This window comes from Enterobacter sp. PP-008-ECC_S150 (genome assembly GCF_045257065.1).
Classification (GTDB): domain Bacteria; phylum Pseudomonadota; class Gammaproteobacteria; order Enterobacterales; family Enterobacteriaceae; genus Enterobacter; species Enterobacter chengduensis.
The window spans coordinates 109287-126359 of record NZ_JBJHHG010000007.1; the positions used below are offsets into that span (position 1 = coordinate 109287).

Sequence of the window (17073 nt, forward strand, 5' to 3'; positions counted from 1 at the left end):
GGCAGGTATGAAACTCTCCGTCTCACCGCCCCCGTATGAGGGGGCGCCCGTGGTGGTCTTAATTTCCGGTCTCGGCGGCAGCGGCAGCTACTGGTTGCCCCAGCTGGCCGCGCTGGAGCCGGAGTATCAGGTGGTGTGCTATGACCAGCGCGGAACGGGCAATAACCCCGCCACCCTGCCGGAAGGCTACAGCCTGGCGCAGATGGCGGACGAACTGGCCCAGGCGCTGGCTGAGGCCGGGATCGCGCGCTACAGCGTCGTCGGGCACGCGCTGGGGGCGCTGGTCGGCCTGCAGCTGGCCCTCGACAGGCCCGACGCCCTCACCGCGCTGGTGTGCGTCAACGGCTGGTTAACCCTCAACGCCCACACCCGACGCTGCTTTCAGATCCGCGAGCGCCTGCTGCATTACGGCGGTCCGCAGGCGTGGGTTGAGGCGCAGCCGCTGTTTCTCTACCCGGCGGACTGGATGGCCGCCCGCGCCCCCCGTCTGGAGGCCGAAGAAGCGCTGGCGCTGGCCCATTTCCAGGGCAAAGCCAACCTGCTGCACAGGCTCAGCGCCCTGAAAAAGGCCGACTTCAGCCGCCACGCCGCGCGCATTCGCTGTCCGGTACAGATTATCTGTTCCGCCGACGACATGCTGGTGCCCGCGGTCTGCTCGTCCGAGCTGCAGGCAGCTCTCCCGCACGGCCACGGCGCGGTGATGCGCCAGGGCGGGCACGCCTGCAACGTCACCGAGCCGGACACCTTTAACACCCTGCTGCTGAACGGGCTCGCCAGCCTGCTGCACAGCCCCGAACCCGCTTTATAAGGAGCTTTAATGAGCGAAGCCATTACCCCCGCCGCGCTGGAAACGCTGTTCACCGCCGCCCGCACCCATAACGGCTGGCAGGATATTCCCGTCAGCGACGAGACGCTGCGCGAAATCTACGACCTGCTGAAATGGGGGCCCACCTCCGCCAACTGCTCTCCGGCGCGGATTGTGTTTGTGCGAAGCACAGAGGGAAAAGCGAAGCTGCGCCCGGCGCTCTCCAGCGGCAACCTGGAGAAAACGCTCGCCGCCCCGGTCACGGCGATTGTCGCCTGGGACGGTGAATTTTACGAGCGCCTGCCTGAACTGTTCCCGCACGGTGATGCCAGAAGCTGGTTTACCTCCAGCCCCGCGCTGGCGGAGGAGACGGCCTTTCGCAACAGCTCAATGCAGGCGGCTTACCTGATTTTCGCCTGCCGCGCCCTGGGGCTCGACACCGGCCCGATGTCGGGATTTGACCGACAGAAGGTCGACGAGGCCTTTTTCACCGGCACCGCGCTTAAAAGCAATCTGCTGATCAACATTGGCTACGGCGATGCGAACAAACTGTACGGGCGCCTGCCGCGCCTGACCTTTAACGATGCCTGCGGGCTGGCGTAAGGAGCTATCGTGACGACACCGGATAAACAAACCTTTCGCGACGCCATGGCCTGCGTTGGCGCGGCGGTCAATATCATCACCACCGACGGCCCGGCGGGGATGGCGGGCTTTACCGCCAGCGCGGTATGCAGCGTTACGGACTCACCGCCCACCCTGCTGGTGTGCCTGAACCGCGGCGCGTCCGTCTGGCCGACGTTCAGCGAAAACCGCACCCTTTGCGTGAATACCCTGAGCGCCGGACAAGAGCCGCTCTCTAACCTGTTTGGCGGCAAAACGCCGATGAAGGAACGCTTTGCCGCCGCCCGCTGGCAAACGGGCGACACGGGCTGTCCGCGCCTGGAGGATGCGCTGGCCTCGTTTGACTGCCGCATCAGCCAGGTGGTGAGCGTCGGCACCCACGACATTCTGTTCTGCGACATTGTTTCGATTATTCGCCACCCCGCGCCGCAAGGGCTGGTGTGGTTTGACCGCGGCTACCACGCGCTGATGCGACCCGCCTGTTAAGGCGCTCTAAGGAGACAACCATGTTCGGATTTCCCCACTGGCAGTTGAAATCGACCTCCACAGACGCAGGCGTGGTCGCGCCGGATGAACGCCTCCCGCTGGGGCAAACGATGGTGATGGGCGTCCAGCACGCGGTCGCCATGTTTGGCGCCACGGTGCTGATGCCGATGCTGATGGGCCTCGATCCCAACCTCTCGATTCTGATGTCCGGTATCGGCACCCTGCTGTTCTTTTTTGTTACCGGCGGACGCGTGCCCAGCTATCTCGGATCCAGCGCTGCCTTTGTGGGCGTGGTTATCGCCACCACCGGCTTTAACGGCCAGGGGATCAACCCTAACCTGAGCGTGGCCCTTGGCGGCATCATCGCCTGCGGCCTGGTGTATACCCTGATTGGCCTGGTGGTGATGAAGATCGGCACCCGCTGGATTGAGCGCATGATGCCTCCCGTCGTCACCGGCGCGGTGGTGATGGCGATAGGCCTGAACCTTGCGCCGATTGCGGTGAAAAGCGTCTCCGGCTCGCCGTTTGAAAGCTGGATGGCGGTCGTGACCGTGCTGTGCATCGGCCTGGTGGCGGTGTTTACGCGCGGCATGATCCAGCGGCTGCTGATCCTGGTCGGGCTGATTGTCGCCTGTCTGGTTTACGCTCTGCTGGCGAACGTTTTTGGTCTCGGCAAGCCGGTTGATTTTACGCTGCTTCAGCAGGCCGCCTGGTTTGGCCTGCCGCAGGTGACCTCACCCACCTTTAACGCCCAGGCGATGATGCTTATCGCACCGGTGGCGGTGATCCTGGTGGCGGAAAACCTGGGTCACCTGAAGGCGGTTGCGGGGATGACCGGGCGCAGCATGGATCCGTACATGGGACGCGCGTTCGTCGGCGACGGGCTGGCGACCATGCTATCGGGCTCTGTCGGCGGCAGCGGCGTCACCACCTATGCCGAAAACATCGGCGTGATGGCGGTGACCAAAGTCTATTCGACGCTGGTCTTCGTCGCGGCGGCGGCGATGGCGATACTGCTCGGCTTCTCGCCGAAGTTCGGCGCGCTGATCCACACCATTCCGTCACCGGTCATTGGCGGCGCATCAATCGTGGTGTTTGGTCTGATTGCCGTCGCCGGGGCGCGTATCTGGGTGCAGCATCGCGTCGACCTTAGCCAGAACAGCAATCTGATTATGGTGGCGGTCACGCTGGTGCTGGGCGCGGGCGATTTTGCTCTGACGCTGGGCGGGTTTACGATTGGCGGGATTGGTACAGCGACCTTCGGCGCGATCCTGCTTAACGCCCTGCTGAGCCGCCGGAAGGCCGCTGCCCCGCAGGGGGAAGTGGTGCATCAGGAGTCGTGAAATCTGCCTGTCGGGTGAGGGCCAGGCCTTACCCGATCAATCTTGCTGAAACAGTCGTTCGATAGATTTTGTCGGAAAGAAAAGAGAATGGCTGTTTTCTCCCGTCAGGGGAATAAAACCCTGCCTAAGATAAAATCGTTTTGCCTGCTCGTTAAGTGCATCAACAAATATTCCGTGTACCCCCACCGCCTGCGACGCCAGATAGACAACCCGCATGGCATGCGCGACGAGCGTTGTTCCCCACGCCTGTCCCTGTATGTTTTTATCAATAGCCAGACGTCCCAGCGTTACGCTGGGCACGTTGCTATAAGGGATGCGCCGCTGCTGCGTCTTAGAGGGAAGCATCTCCCTTTCAAAGCAACTTCCAGACAGCGTGTAATAGCCCAGGACTCGCGGATGGTCGCGCTCTTTAAGCAGGTAGCCGCGTAAAATACGTCCATTGTGCTGACGCACCAGATGTTCTGTGAGAAAAACATTTAGCGAGGGTTCACCACAATCGAACTCCCTGAAATCGTAATCCTTTCCCTCTGCAAACATTTCGATCGTGAGATTTTCCACGACGCATCACTCCATGTCTTGAAGACGTTTTGCCGCTCGCTTCAGGCGTTCATTTGGCTCTGGCGGATTGTCGATGGCATCCATTACCGCATTCCATGATGCTTCGTTTAATACGAGACGCCGATGCTGTTCAATGACCTCTGCAGCACGCGCTGACGCACTGTTCACCATAAACTGGGTGATCGTCTGGTTCGTCATCGCCGCCGCTTCTTCAATCATGGTTTTGTCTTCGTCCGTTAAGCGAAGATCGATACGCTGTTTTTTAAGTGCTGGCATGGTTTGCTTCACCGTGTACGGTATTTATCCGTACGCATGGTAGATAAACCGGACCATTTTTTCAATCTAAACCTTCTTTAGCGGTCAGGTCGCTCACCTGACTCCGACGCTTTTTAAGCTTTAACTCGCTCACCAGCACCCCGGCGACGATAAATGCCGCGCCCACCAGGGCCAGCAGCGGCAAACGCTCGCCCGCGATGCGGCCGAAAATCCCCGCCCACACCGGTTCACCGGTATAAATCACCGTCGCTCGCGTCGGCGATACGCTGCGCTGCGCCCAGTTCATGGTGACCTGAATAATAGCGCTGAAAATGCCCAGCCCCAGCGCCACCACAATCAGGCCGGTGGACATGGGCGGCACGGACTCCCCTGCCGGCACCATTGTCGCAAACGCCACCAGCGACGCCGTCGCAAGCTGCACGACCGTTACCCGCTTAACGTCAACCTGGCCCGCCCACGCGCTAATCAGAATAATTTCCGCCGCAATCGCAACCGCCCCGACGAGGGTAATGATCTCCCCCGGCCCCAGCGCCAGCAGGTTGTTTTCAGGTCCGGCGAGCAAAATCAGGCCGATAAACGCCAGCACGATGCCGATGCAGGACATCAGCCCCGGCAGCCGCCCCAGACACAGCCACTGCAGGAGCGGCACCAGGGGCACATACATGGCGGTGATAAATGCGGATTTGCTGCTGGAGATGGTCTGCAACCCCCACGTCTGCAGGCTGTAGCCCATTGCAATCGCAATCCCTATCGCCACGCCTGCCTGGAGTTCTTTACGCGTCAGGCCGCGCAGCGTTTTCAGCGAGATCAGCCCCACGGCTATCGCCGCCGTCGCAAAGCGCAGGCCAACAAAAAAGAACGGATCGCTGAGGGTCACCGCGTACTGGACGGCCAGAAACGTCCCGCCCCAGAACATGGTGATGAGAATGAGGATGGCTTCCTGCGGTTTTACGGAGAATTTGAAGCGTGAAAAAGACATGCGGCACCAGCAAGTATGAACAATTCTCTAGTGTGCGTTGCCTTTGGTTACAGTTCAATGTTGCAGAAATAAAAAAACCGCCGGGGTACCCCGGCGGCAGGGGTTCAACCCGGCGTACTACTTGCTGCTGCTGCCGTGGCTGTTTTTACCCCCCTTCTTGCCAGCTTCAGATGCGCGTTGCGGGTCATTCTTGAAGTTACCCCCGCTATGCTGGCCACCTTTACGGCCTGCTTCTGATGCTCTTTCACGGTCTTCTGCGAAATTACCTGAACCACCACGATGGTTTGCCATCTCTAACCTCCAGAATGTGAAACATTAGACATCATATTGCATTCAGTAAAAGAGGATTCTTTCACCTCGCAGCACAAAGACAGTGCCTTTATCCGTGCCGCGTGAAACTAAGCTTAGTGGAATGCCGCTATCCGGCAAGCCGCAGGTAATATCCTGCAACATGAACTCAGTCTTTTGGGTGAGATGACGCGACGGTAATTCATAAGCCTTTCTTATCGTTTCAAAAAACCGCTGTCGAAAAGTTGTTTCATTTTGCTACAACACCTTTTTGTAATCATATTGTTATAAATCAAAGAAATGCCGTTCATTTTTGCAGTCTGGCCGTGATGGCATATCTTTAAAAGAACGCAGCGATCCGCTGTCAGAAAAAACCAACGAGGAGTGAAGCAAAATGGCAAAAGTTCTGGTGCTCTATTATTCCATGTATGGACACATTGAAACCATGGCTCACGCGGTTGCTGAGGGTGCAAACAAGGTAGACGGCGTAGAGGTTGTGGTGAAACGCGTACCGGAAACCATGAATGCCGAGGCGTTTTTAAAAGCCGGCGGTAAAACGCAAAACGCGCCGCAGGCCACCCCGCAGGAGCTGGCTGACTACGATGCCATTATTTTCGGCACCCCGACACGCTTCGGCAATATGTCAGGCCAGATGCGCACCTTCCTCGATCAGACGGGCGGGCTCTGGGCATCCGGGGCGCTCTACGGCAAACTTGCCAGCGTATTCAGCTCCACCGGGACCGGCGGCGGTCAGGAGCAGACGATTACCTCAACCTGGACTACCCTTGCCCATCACGGGATGGTGATTGTGCCGATTGGCTACGGCGCGCAGGAGCTGTTTGACATTTCCCAGGTCCGCGGCGGTACGCCGTACGGTGCTACCACCATTGCCGGTGGGGATGGCTCGCGTCAGCCAAGCAATGAAGAGCTGGCTATCGCCCGCTATCAGGGTGAATACGTCGCGGGTCTGGCCAAAAAACTGAACGGCTAACACCCAACAGGAGGACAAGCATGCCAACTCAAGAATCCAAAGCTCACCACGTGGGCGAATGGGCAAGTTTACGCAACACCTCTCCGGAGATTGCCGAAGCTATCTTTGAAGTCGCGAAATACGATGAAAAGCTGGCCGAGCAGATCTGGGAGGAAGGTAACGATGAGGTGCTGGTGCGCGCCTTCGAAAAAACGGATAAAGACTCGCTCTTCTGGGGCGAGCAAACCATCGAACGTAAAAACGTCTAAGCGTTTCCCCCCGCCATCGCGCGGGGGGTTTTCGTTTACTTCGCCGCGTTATTCATCACCGCATTGAATTTATCGACCGGACAGAAACCGTTCGCATCCACCGGACAGCCTTTCAGCTCCAGCGTCACGCGCTGCGCCGGAGACTGCAGCGACAGCACGCTGGCGTTACGCAGCTGCTCCGCGCTCTGATAGACATACTCAATTTTCATCAGCTCCTGATTGGCATTTTTGTCATGCCAGCGCTGGAAGACGATCTTGCCGCCAATTGGGGTACGTTCGTGCTGGTCGTGCAGCTGATACGGTTTGAAATCCAGGGCGGTGAGCAGCGACGCAATATTCGAGTCATGCCCCACCAGCAGGGTGATTTTCGGCGCTTTCGCCTGGTCGGTAACCAGCGTTTTATCGATATACTTCACCAGCGGCTTCGCCACGTTTTGCGCCACCTCGGTGGAGGTAAACAGCGAGTCCTGATAGCCGTTCTTCAGCATCGACAGCACGCGCCACTGCTGGTCGGTCTTGATTTCGCCCCAGGCCACCTGGTCGGCCGGGAAGCCTTCGTAGTACTGCAGCGTGAACGCATCCACCAGCGAGTTGCCCACCTTCAGCGGCCCGGATACGCCAGGCTCTTTTTCATAGTCGGCGCTGAAGGTATCTTTCGCGTCCGCCAGCGAGCAGACTTTTTTCTCTTTGCAGGATGGAGAATCGGCGTAGTTCGTCATCTGCTCCAGCAGCTTATAGCTCTCAGTAAGCTGCATTTTCTGCCGTTCCGTCTCCATCGCCTTCAGCGCTTTTTCACGGAATTCCGGCGAGTTATTGGTAATCACCGGATTAAAGGTTGGGTCCATGGTGCCCATTTTTTCCTGGTGGTGCACAGGTATGTCGCACCCTGGGAACGCCCCGGTAATAAAGAACTGCGCGGTCGCGACGGTACGCTGCAGGCTGTTGGCATAAGCATACACGCTCTGAGCCGGTGGACATTCGCCAGTGGTCACCATCCCCTGCTGCGCCAGCCACTCGCGCATGTAATGGCCCATGTAGACTTCCAGCACGCCGCCTTTGGTGGTGAGCTGACCGCCCGGCACCTCCCACTCCGGCCACTGCTTCGGCGTGGACTGCTCCAGCACGCTGCCGTTGTTAGCCAGCGGCGCGCGCAGGTTATGGCGACTCATGATTAAAACTTGTTCCAGCTGATACCCTTCCGGCGTCTCTTGCGCCTGCACGCCGAACGTTGCTGAAATGGAACCGGCGACCGCCAGCGCGAGTAGTGCTTTTCTCATCCCTAATTCCTCACTCGTTTTAAAATGTCGCGTTCAGTGTGACAGATTGGTGACAATTTTCCGGGAAGCATTTCTCAAACTGATGATTAACGTGCTTACGGTGTGTGCCCATTAGTTTTATAATAAAACCATACCCCACCGGAGAACTGATTGTGAAACGTACCCGTCTTGAAGAGAGCCCCTGCCCCGTCGCCCGTTCGCTGGATATCATCGGCGACTGGTGGTCGCTGCTGATTGTTCGCGACGCGCTGCGCGGAATTAAGCGCTTCGGCGAGTTTCAGAAAAGTCTCGGTATCGCGAAAAACATGCTGACCACGCGGCTAAAGCTGCTGGTGGATGAGGGGATCCTCCGGCTTCAGCCCGCGTCCGACGGCAGCGCCTGGCAGGAATATGTCCTGACCGAAAAGGGGCGCGCCCTGCAGACGGTGCTGGTTGCCCTCTCCCAGTGGGGAAATGAGTTTTTGTTCGCGGAAAACGAATGCGGCACCGTGCTGGTCGATACCGAACAGCGTAAACCCCTGCGCAAGCTGGCGCTTATCGCCGACGACGGGCGCGAACTGACGCCTGAAGAGATCGTGGCCAAACTCCCTTCCTGATCGTTCCCGACGGCAAAAGCACAAAATGCCCAGTAAAATAGTTGCATTATAAAACCAAATAGCAGAGAGTTAATTCAGTTTCATCTTGAAACCAAATAACCCACTTTGCCTTGAGGTAACACACGATGACTACGCACATCACCACCGCCCTGATTACGGGCGCCTCTTCCGGGATTGGTGCCGTTTATGCCGACCGTCTTGCCGCGCGCGGCGCCAGCCTGGTACTGGTTGCCCGTCGCGAGGATCGTCTGAAATCCCTCGCCGCCGACCTGCGCGCGCGCTATGGCGTCGCCGTCGATATTCTGGTGGCCGACCTGACGGATGAAGCCGGGATCCGCGCCGTGGAAGACGAACTGCGCCGCAATACCGCCATTGATACGCTGATTAACAACGCGGGCACCGCGCAGATGGCACCGTTCCTCGCGGGCGAGGTGGCGCAGCATCAGGCCATTAACACCCTGAACACCACGGCGCTGATGCGCCTGACCTACGCCATCCTGCCGCGGCTGGCGCAGAATAATCACGGCACGCTGATCAATATCGCCTCCGTACTGGCCCTGCACGTGCGGGCAGGCAGCGCGCTCTACAGCGCCACCAAGGCGTGGGTGTTGAGCTTTACCCGCGGGCTGCAGGAAGAGTTTGCCGACAGCAGCGTGCGCATTCAGGCCGTGCTGCCCGCCGCCACGGCGACGGAGATCTGGAGCCACTCCGGCGTCACGGTGAACGATCTGCCGGAAGGATCGGTGATGACCACCGACGATATGGTGGACGCGTCGCTGGCGGGTCTGGATCAGGGCGAAGCGATCACCATCCCGCCGATGCATGACGCCGGCCTGTGGGACCGTTACGAAGCGGCGCGCCTTGAGCTGTTCAACAGCGCGCGTACCGGTATTCCTGCCCCGCGCTACGTGAAGCAGTAACCTAACGCTCCAGCTGGCTGCCGTACTCGCTCATCCAGGCGGCCAGCGGGGAGAGCGCATCCTGCAGGGTTAACCCGAGCTCGGTAATTTGATACTCCACGCGCGGCGGGATCTCCGGATAGACCGTCCGCGTCACCAGCCCGCGCTGTTCAAACAGGCGCAGCTGCTTCGTCAGCTCTTTCTGCGTGATGGGGGATGCGGCACGCAGGAGATCGCCAAAGCGAACGGGCGTGTTGAAGACAATCAGCCGATAGAGGATCGGGATCGCCCATTTGCCAGAAATCAGGTTCACAAACTGCGTCATCGGGCAGGTATACGCCTCAGATTTTTTTTCACAGCACACCTCCAGCATTTCTGCCATAGCACACCTCTTGCCTCGTTAGTATCCATTTGGTACCTGGTTTCTTTTCGATACTAACGTTTCTATAGTGCTTTCTCCAGTGACTTTTCAGGAGAAGAACATGGGTCGTTTAACAGACAAGTACACGCTGATTACCGGCGGCACCAGCGGCATCGGTCTCGCCACCGCGCAGGCGTTTATCGCCGAAGGCGCGCGCGTCGCTGTAACCGGACGCAACCCGAATACCCTCGCCGAAGCAGAGCGCATTCTGGGCGATAAGGCCTGGGTGATCCCGACCGATGCGGGAGAGTTGGCGTCGCAAAAAGCGCTGGCGGAAACCCTCGCCGCCCGCTGGCCACGCCTGGACGCGGTGTTTCTCAACGCCGGTGACGTAACGCACGCGCCGCTGGAAGCCTGGGAGGAAGAGGCCTGGGATCGTCTGATGGGCATTAACCTTAAGGGACCGTTCTTTTTGATTCAGGCGCTGCTGCCGCTGCTGAATAACCCGTCTTCGGTGATCCTCTGCGGCTCCGTGAGCGCGCGCATCGGCCTGCCCACCAGCAGCGTGTACGCCGCGAGCAAGGCCGCCCTGCTCTCTCTGGCGCGCACGCTGTCGGCGGAGCTGCTGCAGCGCGGGATCCGCGTCAACGGCCTCAGCCCCGGTCCGGTGGAAACCCCGGCGTTTACGAAAACGGGCTTAAGCGAGGAGGCGCTTAACGCGATGATGGCGGACATCATCAAGCTGGTACCGCTCGGCAGAATGGGCTCGACGACGGAGCTGGCGAAAGCCGCGCTCTATCTGGCGTCCGACGAGTCGAGCTACACGGTGGGAACGGAACTGCTGGTCGACGGCGGAATGGGGAGCCTGTAGCTCAAAAGGCGCTGATGCCGGTAACGATGCCGACATACAGCGCCGCCCATGCGCAGGCGGAAAGCAGGCTGACGACGTAAACCTTGACTGCGTTCAGCCTGAGCATCCCCGCCGCCAGCGGGACGATATAACGCAATACCGCCAGAAAGCGCGACGTAAAAAGTACGATGACGCCGTTCTTTTGCAGCTGATGCTGTACCCGCAAGAACTTATCGGCATGCTTTGAGGTAAAACGCGTGACCAGCCGGGTGTGCCCCATCAGCTGGCCGATATGGTAATTCAGCACCGAACCTGCCGTTGCCCCCAACGCCACGGCCAGCCACGCCAGCGCAGGATGCATGCTCGCCTGGCTGACGGAAATACCCGCTAGCAGCATTACCGAGGCGGGCGGCAGCACGGAGGAGATCAGCACCGTCGATTTACTCAGCGCCATCACAAATAACAGCGCGAAAAGATGTGCTGGATAGAGCGCAAAATGATTCAGCAAATTGTCAAACCACGCCATTCTCCGCTCCAACATTCGTTATTTAATCCTTCATTTAAAATGAAGGAACTTAAATAAACCCTCAACGTTTTATTAATAAGATTTATCTAAACCGTTCTTAAACATTATTTAATTTCCTGAGCGGTAAATTTAAACAGGCGTATTATCCCTCACGTTTTACAACGATCTCGTTATGGCGAGGCTCCTGTACAAATACACGTTATCGCTCTGGTAGGTTCGAGAGAACCGGCACAGGGTAAAACAGGCACTGTCGAATCAAGGCTTTGTCAGTATAACTTCCCTTGCGGGATACGGTGTACAGTGCTGAACCCAGGACGTGGGGATCTCCTCTTCGACATGCCCTGTCTTGCTCGCCCCTGAGAGATGTTATTATTCAAAGGGAATTCACTATGTCTTACGCTATTCACAACCAAAACCCGGGATTCAATGACAGCGCCATCGCGCAATATATGAATACCGATTTTATCGTCCTCGATATTTCATTATGCGTGGCGCTGGCGCGCGAGCAATTCTTCGAAAAATTAAAAGACGACGATATTCCGTCACATATTTTTATTGAAGACAATGGCCGCCTGGCGGGCATGATTGCGGTGCGTAAACTGCTGCAGACCGCCGATACGGTACAGCCGGTGAAATCGCTGATGATTTCGCAATTTTTGCAGGTCAAACCGGAGGATGAACGTGCCGACGTCGCCGGTCTGCTGGCGCACGGCGGTGCGGATGTCGTGCCGGTAGTGGCCCACGGCAAGCTCGTCGGCTGCCTGACCGAGCGCGAAATCGCCCACCTGCTCGAAGATGACGTTACCGAAGATGCCCAGCTTCAGGGGGCGACGCTGCCGCTTGAGAAGCCCTACCTGGAAACCAGCGCCTTTAGCCTGTGGAAAAAACGCTCCGTCTGGCTGCTGCTGCTGTTTGTCGCCGAAGCCTACACCAGCTCGGTGATCCAGCATTTCGAAGAGGCGCTGGAGTCCGCCATTGCGCTGGCGTTCTTCATTCCGCTGCTGATCGGCACGGGCGGCAACAGCGGGACGCAGATCACGTCCACGCTGGTGCGCGCCATGGCGCTGGGGGAAGTCCACCTGCGCGACGTCGGCCGCGTGCTGCGTAAAGAGATGACCACCTCACTGATGATTGCCGTGACGCTGGGTATCGCCGGGTGTATCCGCGCGTGGATGATGGGGATTGGGCTGGAAATTACGCTTATCGTCAGCCTGACGCTGGTGTGTATTACCCTGTGGAGCGCGATTGTGTCGTCCGTCATTCCGATGGTGCTCAAGCGCTGCGGTATTGACCCGGCGGTCGTCTCCGCGCCGTTTATCGCGACGCTTATCGACGGCACCGGGCTGATTATCTACTTTAAGATCGCGCAGTATACGCTGGGGCTGGAATAACGCATCGCCTTGTCGGGTGGCGCTGCGCTTACCCGACCTACAAATTAACGCGCACCACCGTCAGCCAGCGTTCTCACCGCCCGCCCAAATGCCTCAATCGCCAGGGCAACATCCTCAGCCATCACCGATTCCGCCGGATGGTGGCTGATCCCGCCCCTGCAGCGCACGAACAGCATCCCCACCGGCCAGCGTTCCGCCAGGGCGATGGTATCATGCCCGGCGCCGCTCGGCAGAGATACTGAGCGCCCCTGCACCGATTCCACGGCGCTTAACAGCAGATGCTGCAAACGTGCATCGCACGGCGTGGCGGCGATCCGGTAAAACTCCTCCGCGCTAAAGCCTAGCCCGCGACGCGCGGCAATCGCCTGCGCCTGCGCCAGCAGTTCCGCGAGCAGCGCGTCAAGCGGCGCATCCTGCGGGCCGCGAATATCCAGCGAGAGCGTAACCTCACCGGGGATGACGTTGACCGCACCGGGCAGGCAGCGCAGCTCGCCGACCGTCGCCACCCGGTTGCCGCCCTGCTGCCGGGTAATATTTTCGATCAGCACCATCCACTCGGCGGCGGCGGCCAGGGCATCCTTACGATGGTTCATCGGCACGGTGCCCGCGTGTCCGGCCTCGCCGGTGAAGCGGCAGTTCAGACGACGGGCACCGTTAATGGCCTCCACCACGCCCAGCGCCAGCCCTTCCTGCTCGAGACACGGCCCCTGTTCGATGTGCAGTTCCAGACAGGCGCTGACATCATCCCGATGGCGCGCCGCGAGCGCCACGCGGGCGGGATCGAGCCCCGCCTGCACCATCGCCTGCGCCACGCTGATGCCCTGAGCATCACGCGTCTCCAGCCAGCCCTGCGGCCAGGTGCCCGTCAGCCCCCGGCTGCCCAACAGCGTAATGCCGAAGCGGGTGCCCTCTTCGTCACCAAAGCCGACAATCTCGATGGCCTGCGCCAGATGGAGCCCCTGCTGGTGCAGGCTGTCCACCACTTCGATGGCGGTGAGCACCCCGAGCATGCCGTCATAGCGCCCGGCGTTGCGAACGGTATCCAGATGCGAGCCGAGCAGCACCGCCTGCGCCCCTTCCTGCGCGCCTTCGTAGCGTCCACAGATATTGCCGACGCTGTCCTGCCAGACGGTCATGCCCGCCTGGCGCATCCACTCTCCAACAAGCTGGTTGGCCTGCAGATGCTGCGTGGAAAGATAGACCCGCGTCAGCGCATCCGGGGTTTCGCTGATGGCGGCCAGCGCGTCGGCGCGCGCCATCACACGTTCTGCCGCCGGGCTCATTGCGGCGTCTCGCGGCGGTAGTGGTCCCACGCGGCCTGCATGGCGGCACCCTGCGTGGTGGTGAATTTCAGGTAGTTCAGCACCGACTCCAGCGCGCTCAGGGTGGTCATCACGCAGTCCTTGCGCGCGTTGTAGCCCATGGTGCCAATGCGCCACACCTTGCCGTGCAGCGGGCCAAACGAGGTGCCGATTTCAATGCCGAAATCCTCCAGCATCAGCTTGCGTACCTGGTCGCCGTTGACGCCCTGCGGAATGACCACGCCGAGCACGTTGTTCATCTTGTGCTTCAGGTCGCCGAAGGTCTCCAGCCCCATCGACTGGATGCCCTTCAGGAGCGCGTCGCCGTGCAGCTTGTGCCGCGCGATGCCGTTATCCAGCCCTTCCTGCAGGATCAGCCGCGCGCATTCGCGGGCCCCGAACAGCGCGGTGGTGGCTTCGGTGTGGTGGTTCAGCCGCTCCGGCCCCCAGTAGTCCATCACCATGCCGAGATCGAAGTAGTTGGAGTAGATCATCTCCTCGTCGCCGTCGCGGTGGGCGTCGGTGCGGATACCCTCCTCAACGCACCTGCGGCGGCGGATCGCCTCCTCCATGCGCGCGCTCAGGGTGATCGGCGACGTGCCCGACGGGCCCCCGAGGCACTTCTGCATCCCGGCCGAGACGGCGTCCAGCCCCCAGGCGTCGGTCTCCAGCGCGTTGCCGCCGAGCGACGCGGTGGCATCGGTGTAAAACAGCACGTCGTAGCGGCGGCAGATCTCACCGAGCTCCGCAAGCGGCTGCAGCATGGTGGTGGAGGTATCGCCCTGCACGGTCAGCAGCAGGCGCGGACGAATACGCTTAACCGCATCCTCCACCTGGTCCGGGGTAAACACCTCGCCCCACGGCACCTCGATGGTATGGACCTCCGCCCGGCAGCGGCGGGCAATCTCGCACAGCAGATGGCCGAAGCGGCCAAAGACCGGCACCAGCACCTTATCGCCCGGGCGGATAGCGGAGACCAGAATGGCCTCAATCCCCGCGCGGGAGGTGCCGTCCACCAGCATCGTCCAGCGGTTTTCGGTGCGGAATACGCCGCGATAGAGCGCCATCACCTCGTTCATGTAGTGGGTCATGGCCGGATCGTACTGGCCGATCAGCTGGCTCGACATGGCGCGCAGCACGCGCGGGTCGGCGTTGATCGGGCCCGGCCCCATCAGCAGGCGCTGGGGCGGGTTGATTTGCGGAAAGCGTGCGATATCCATCGTTAAGTCCTTATCAGTTGAGGCCGCGCACGGAGGAGATGAACTGCTTCAGTTCCGTGGTCTGCGGGTTGGCGAACAGCGTTTTGCTGTCGCCCTGCTCCCAGACTTTCCCCTGGTGCATAAACACCACGCGGTCGCCCACTTCGCGGGCGAAATTCATTTCATGGGTAACCAGTATCAGCGTCATTCCCTCGGCCGCCAGCTGCTCCAGCACCTTGAGCACTTCGCCCACCAGCTCCGGGTCCAGCGCGGAGGTGATCTCGTCGCAGAGTAACACTTTCGGCGACATCGCCAGCGCGCGGGCAATCGCCACGCGCTGCTGCTGGCCGCCGGAGAGGCTCGACGGGTAGTACTCCAGACGATCGCCCAGGCCAACCTTCTCCAGCATCTGCTGCGCCAGCGCCCGGCATTCTGCGGCGCTTTTCTTCAGCACCCGACGCGGGGCGAGCATTACGTTCTCCAGCGCCGTCATGTGCGGGAACAGGTTAAAGCTCTGGAACACCATCCCGACCGAGCGGCTGATTTCGCGCGCCTGGGAATCCCGGTCGGTAATGGTCATGCCGCCCAGCTTGATGCTGCCGTCCTGGTAGCCTTCCAGGCCGTTGATGCAGCGCAGCAGCGTGCTTTTGCCCGATCCGCTGCGCCCGATGATGGAGATCACCTGGCCCATGTCGATATCGAGATCGACACCCTTGAGCACGTGGTTATCGCCGTAGTACTTCTGCACCTGATTAATGGTGATGAGAGGCATTGAATTTCGTCTCCAGATAGCGGCTGTAGCGCGACAGCGGATAGCACAGAATAAAGTAGCCCAGCGCCACCAGCGCAAAGACCTTAAACGGCTGATAGGTCACGTTGGTCAGCATGGTCCCGGCCTTGGTCAGCTCGATAAAGCCGATAATCGACGCCAGCGCGGTGCCTTTAATCACCTGCACGGCAAAGCCGACCGTCGGTGCAATGCCGATGCGCAGCGCCTGCGGGGCGACCACGCGAAACAGGGTCTGGCCAAAGGTCAGCCCCAGACAGCGAGAGGCCTCCCACTGCCCCTTCGGCAGGGCGCGAATGCTGCCGTTCCAGATATCGAGCAGAAACGCGCTGGTGTAAAACGTCAGCGCCAGCGAGGCGGCGGTCCACGGCGAGACGTCAATGCCAAACAGCGCCACGCCGAAGAAGGCCAGGAACAGCTGCATCAGCAGCGGCGTGCCCTGAAACAGCTCGATATAGCCGCGGATGATGCGCTTCACCGTGCGCCCGCCGGTCAGGCGCAGCAGCAGGAGCGGCAGCGTCACCGCCGCCCCGCCGACAAACGCCACCAGCGACAGCAGCACCGTCCAGCGTCCGGCCAGCAGCAGGTTGCGAATAATGTCCCAGTCGGTAAAGGTGGTCATCATGCCTGCACCCCCAGCCATTTCCGTCCTGCCGCCATCATCAGCTGGCGCAGGGTAATCGACAGTGCTAAGTAAATCCCGGTTGTCACCAGATAGACCTCAAAGCTCAAAAACGTTCTGGACTGGATCAGGTTAGCGGCGAAGGTCAGCTCTTCATACGAGACCTGCGACACCACCGACGAGCCGAGCATCACGATGATGCACTGGCTCACCAGCGCCGGGTAAATGCGCTGCAGCGCAGGCGGCAGCACCACGCGGATAAAGGTCTGCAGGCGGGTCAGCCCCAGCACGCGTCCGGCTTCCCACTGCCCTTTCGGCGTCACCTGAATGCCCGCGCGGATAATCTCCGTGCTGTAGGCGCCCAGGTTCACCACCATCGCCAGCAGCGCCGCTTCCCCTGCCGTCATCTTCAGGCCCAGATTCGGCAGGCCGAAGACGATGAAAAACAGCTGCACCACAAACGGCGTGTTGCGGATAATCTCCACGTAACCGCCCCAGATCCGGCTGTACCAGGTCGTGCGTCCGCTGCGGATCGCCGCCCCGACAATCCCTGTCGCCAGCCCGCCGACGGTCGCCATCACCGTCAGCTGAACGGTGACCCACAGCCCCGCCAGCAGCTCCGGCCAGTGCGGCCAGAGGGCTGAAAAATCAAGTTGCTCAGTCATCGGC

At 60.1% G+C, this 17073-nt stretch carries 22 protein-coding genes and 1 riboswitch; of the genes, 10 read left to right on the top strand and 12 right to left on the bottom strand.

The genetic code is table 11. The features are described 5' to 3' along the window. Positions 1-7: 7 nt before the first annotated feature. The 4 genes from rutD to rutG are packed head-to-tail and all read left to right on the top strand — an operon-like array spanning position 8 to position 3255. Positions 8-808 carry a pyrimidine utilization protein D gene (gene rutD / locus ACJBF3_RS09960; protein WP_045326909.1) on the top strand — a complete coding sequence of 267 codons (801 nt, stop codon included), beginning with the start codon at positions 8-10 and terminating at the stop codon, positions 806-808. A gap of 9 nt (positions 809-817) precedes the next feature. Continuing rightward, on the top strand, positions 818-1408 hold the full coding sequence (locus ACJBF3_RS09965; protein ID WP_045326908.1) for a malonic semialdehyde reductase: 591 nt from the start codon (positions 818-820) through the stop codon (positions 1406-1408). A gap of 9 nt (positions 1409-1417) precedes the next feature. Continuing rightward, complete coding sequence (rutF, locus tag ACJBF3_RS09970) at positions 1418-1912, top strand: NADH-dependent FMN reductase RutF (RefSeq protein ID WP_072049966.1); 495 nt, start codon at positions 1418-1420, stop codon at positions 1910-1912. A 20-nt stretch (positions 1913-1932) separates the two neighbouring features. Further along, on the top strand, positions 1933-3255 hold the full coding sequence (gene rutG, locus ACJBF3_RS09975; RefSeq protein WP_045326907.1) for a pyrimidine utilization transport protein G: 1323 nt from the start codon (positions 1933-1935) through the stop codon (positions 3253-3255). A gap of 36 nt (positions 3256-3291) precedes the next feature. Here the strand turns inward: rutG and ACJBF3_RS09980 are convergent, their stop codons facing one another. The 4 genes from ACJBF3_RS09980 to ACJBF3_RS09995 all read right to left on the bottom strand — a co-directional run bounded on the left by ACJBF3_RS09980 (position 3292) and on the right by ACJBF3_RS09995 (position 5359). Continuing rightward, positions 3292-3792 carry a GNAT family N-acetyltransferase gene (locus ACJBF3_RS09980; RefSeq protein WP_173860524.1) on the bottom strand — a complete coding sequence of 167 codons (501 nt, stop codon included), beginning with the start codon at positions 3790-3792 and terminating at the stop codon, positions 3292-3294. Positions 3793-3819: 27 nt separating this feature from the next. After that, a complete protein-coding gene (locus ACJBF3_RS09985; RefSeq protein WP_045326905.1) occupies positions 3820-4089 on the bottom strand; it encodes a DUF1778 domain-containing protein in 270 nt (89 codons plus the stop codon). Between the two features lie 61 nt (positions 4090-4150). Further along, positions 4151-5068, bottom strand: a complete 918-nt coding sequence (locus ACJBF3_RS09990; protein WP_045326904.1) for a DMT family transporter — start codon at positions 5066-5068, stop codon at positions 4151-4153. A gap of 117 nt (positions 5069-5185) precedes the next feature. Next, positions 5186-5359, bottom strand: a complete 174-nt coding sequence (locus ACJBF3_RS09995) for a general stress protein (protein WP_024909630.1) — start codon at positions 5357-5359, stop codon at positions 5186-5188. A gap of 391 nt (positions 5360-5750) precedes the next feature. Here ACJBF3_RS09995 and wrbA point away from each other — a divergent pair, with 391 nt between their 5' ends. After that, positions 5751-6347 carry an NAD(P)H:quinone oxidoreductase gene (gene wrbA, locus ACJBF3_RS10000; RefSeq protein WP_045326903.1) on the top strand — a complete coding sequence of 199 codons (597 nt, stop codon included), beginning with the start codon at positions 5751-5753 and terminating at the stop codon, positions 6345-6347. Positions 6348-6367: 20 nt separating this feature from the next. Further along, positions 6368-6595 (top strand): YccJ family protein, encoded by a 228-nt coding sequence (locus ACJBF3_RS10005; protein ID WP_008499832.1) that lies wholly within the window; start codon positions 6368-6370, stop codon positions 6593-6595. A gap of 35 nt (positions 6596-6630) precedes the next feature. Here the strand turns inward: ACJBF3_RS10005 and agp are convergent, their stop codons facing one another. After that, positions 6631-7872, bottom strand: coding sequence for a bifunctional glucose-1-phosphatase/inositol phosphatase (agp, locus tag ACJBF3_RS10010; protein ID WP_045326902.1), 1242 nt, complete (start codon positions 7870-7872; stop codon positions 6631-6633). Between the two features lie 152 nt (positions 7873-8024). Here agp and ACJBF3_RS10015 point away from each other — a divergent pair, with 152 nt between their 5' ends. Both ACJBF3_RS10015 and ACJBF3_RS10020 read left to right on the top strand, forming a co-directional pair. Then, entirely contained in the window at positions 8025-8468 is a 444-nt protein-coding gene (locus ACJBF3_RS10015) for a helix-turn-helix domain-containing protein (protein ID WP_045326901.1), read from the top strand. Positions 8469-8593: 125 nt separating this feature from the next. Beyond that, positions 8594-9388: an SDR family oxidoreductase gene (locus ACJBF3_RS10020; protein WP_045326900.1), complete on the top strand. Its 795-nt coding sequence runs from the start codon at positions 8594-8596 to the stop codon at positions 9386-9388. Between the two features lies 1 nt (position 9389). Here the strand turns inward: ACJBF3_RS10020 and ACJBF3_RS10025 are convergent, their stop codons facing one another. After that, complete coding sequence (locus ACJBF3_RS10025) at positions 9390-9749, bottom strand: helix-turn-helix domain-containing protein (RefSeq protein WP_045326899.1); 360 nt, start codon at positions 9747-9749, stop codon at positions 9390-9392. 100 nt (positions 9750-9849) lie between these two features. Here ACJBF3_RS10025 and ACJBF3_RS10030 point away from each other — a divergent pair, with 100 nt between their 5' ends. Next, positions 9850-10599, top strand: coding sequence for an SDR family oxidoreductase (locus ACJBF3_RS10030; protein WP_045326898.1), 750 nt, complete (start codon positions 9850-9852; stop codon positions 10597-10599). A gap of 1 nt (position 10600) precedes the next feature. Here the strand turns inward: ACJBF3_RS10030 and ACJBF3_RS10035 are convergent, their stop codons facing one another. After that, positions 10601-11104, bottom strand: a complete 504-nt coding sequence (locus ACJBF3_RS10035; RefSeq protein WP_045326897.1) for a DedA family protein — start codon at positions 11102-11104, stop codon at positions 10601-10603. Between the two features lie 159 nt (positions 11105-11263). Further along, positions 11264-11433: riboswitch (M-box (ykoK) riboswitch) on the top strand. A 60-nt stretch (positions 11434-11493) separates the two neighbouring features. Here ACJBF3_RS10035 and ACJBF3_RS10040 point away from each other — a divergent pair. Continuing rightward, a complete protein-coding gene (locus tag ACJBF3_RS10040; protein ID WP_045326896.1) occupies positions 11494-12495 on the top strand; it encodes a magnesium transporter in 1002 nt (333 codons plus the stop codon). A 44-nt stretch (positions 12496-12539) separates the two neighbouring features. Here the strand turns inward: ACJBF3_RS10040 and hpxK are convergent, their stop codons facing one another. From hpxK to ACJBF3_RS10065, 5 genes are read right to left on the bottom strand one after another with little or no spacing between them, the layout of a single operon-like run. Next, positions 12540-13778, bottom strand: coding sequence for an allantoate amidohydrolase (hpxK, locus tag ACJBF3_RS10045; RefSeq protein ID WP_045326895.1), 1239 nt, complete (start codon positions 13776-13778; stop codon positions 12540-12542). After that, positions 13775-15016: an alanine--glyoxylate aminotransferase family protein gene (locus ACJBF3_RS10050; protein ID WP_045326894.1), complete on the bottom strand. Its 1242-nt coding sequence runs from the start codon at positions 15014-15016 to the stop codon at positions 13775-13777. The genes hpxK and ACJBF3_RS10050 overlap by 4 nt, the downstream gene beginning before the upstream one ends. A gap of 13 nt (positions 15017-15029) precedes the next feature. Beyond that, complete coding sequence (locus tag ACJBF3_RS10055; protein ID WP_045326893.1) at positions 15030-15767, bottom strand: amino acid ABC transporter ATP-binding protein; 738 nt, start codon at positions 15765-15767, stop codon at positions 15030-15032. Then, on the bottom strand, positions 15748-16404 hold the full coding sequence (locus ACJBF3_RS10060) for an amino acid ABC transporter permease (protein ID WP_072034229.1): 657 nt from the start codon (positions 16402-16404) through the stop codon (positions 15748-15750). Before ACJBF3_RS10060 ends, ACJBF3_RS10055 begins: the two co-directional genes overlap by 20 nt. Continuing rightward, the gene (locus ACJBF3_RS10065; protein WP_045327122.1) at positions 16404-17069 is read right to left on the bottom strand and encodes an amino acid ABC transporter permease; all 666 of its coding nucleotides are present in this window, start codon (positions 17067-17069) and stop codon (positions 16404-16406) included. The genes ACJBF3_RS10060 and ACJBF3_RS10065 overlap by 1 nt, the downstream gene beginning before the upstream one ends. Positions 17070-17073: the final 4 nt, after the last annotated feature.

Coding starts and splice junctions, on each gene's coding strand:
- wrbA (WP_045326903.1), top strand. CDS start 5,751: ATGGCAAAAGTTCTGGTGCTCTATTATTCCATGTATGGACACATTGAA.
- ACJBF3_RS10060 (WP_072034229.1), bottom strand. CDS start 16,404: ATGACCACCTTTACCGACTGGGACATTATTCGCAACCTGCTGCTGGCC.
- rutD (WP_045326909.1), top strand. CDS start 8: ATGAAACTCTCCGTCTCACCGCCCCCGTATGAGGGGGCGCCCGTGGTG.
- ACJBF3_RS09990 (WP_045326904.1), bottom strand. CDS start 5,068: ATGTCTTTTTCACGCTTCAAATTCTCCGTAAAACCGCAGGAAGCCATC.
- ACJBF3_RS09985 (WP_045326905.1), bottom strand. CDS start 4,089: ATGCCAGCACTTAAAAAACAGCGTATCGATCTTCGCTTAACGGACGAA.
- ACJBF3_RS10025 (WP_045326899.1), bottom strand. CDS start 9,749: ATGGCAGAAATGCTGGAGGTGTGCTGTGAAAAAAAATCTGAGGCGTAT.
- agp (WP_045326902.1), bottom strand. CDS start 7,872: ATGAGAAAAGCACTACTCGCGCTGGCGGTCGCCGGTTCCATTTCAGCA.
- ACJBF3_RS09965 (WP_045326908.1), top strand. CDS start 818: ATGAGCGAAGCCATTACCCCCGCCGCGCTGGAAACGCTGTTCACCGCC.
- ACJBF3_RS10055 (WP_045326893.1), bottom strand. CDS start 15,767: ATGCCTCTCATCACCATTAATCAGGTGCAGAAGTACTACGGCGATAAC.
- ACJBF3_RS10035 (WP_045326897.1), bottom strand. CDS start 11,104: ATGGCGTGGTTTGACAATTTGCTGAATCATTTTGCGCTCTATCCAGCA.
- ACJBF3_RS09980 (WP_173860524.1), bottom strand. CDS start 3,792: ATGTTTGCAGAGGGAAAGGATTACGATTTCAGGGAGTTCGATTGTGGT.
- ACJBF3_RS10020 (WP_045326900.1), top strand. CDS start 8,594: ATGACTACGCACATCACCACCGCCCTGATTACGGGCGCCTCTTCCGGG.
- ACJBF3_RS10050 (WP_045326894.1), bottom strand. CDS start 15,016: ATGGATATCGCACGCTTTCCGCAAATCAACCCGCCCCAGCGCCTGCTG.
- ACJBF3_RS10030 (WP_045326898.1), top strand. CDS start 9,850: ATGGGTCGTTTAACAGACAAGTACACGCTGATTACCGGCGGCACCAGC.
- hpxK (WP_045326895.1), bottom strand. CDS start 13,778: ATGAGCCCGGCGGCAGAACGTGTGATGGCGCGCGCCGACGCGCTGGCC.
- ACJBF3_RS09995 (WP_024909630.1), bottom strand. CDS start 5,359: ATGGCAAACCATCGTGGTGGTTCAGGTAATTTCGCAGAAGACCGTGAA.
- ACJBF3_RS10005 (WP_008499832.1), top strand. CDS start 6,368: ATGCCAACTCAAGAATCCAAAGCTCACCACGTGGGCGAATGGGCAAGT.
- ACJBF3_RS10065 (WP_045327122.1), bottom strand. CDS start 17,069: ATGACTGAGCAACTTGATTTTTCAGCCCTCTGGCCGCACTGGCCGGAG.
- rutG (WP_045326907.1), top strand. CDS start 1,933: ATGTTCGGATTTCCCCACTGGCAGTTGAAATCGACCTCCACAGACGCA.
- ACJBF3_RS10040 (WP_045326896.1), top strand. CDS start 11,494: ATGTCTTACGCTATTCACAACCAAAACCCGGGATTCAATGACAGCGCC.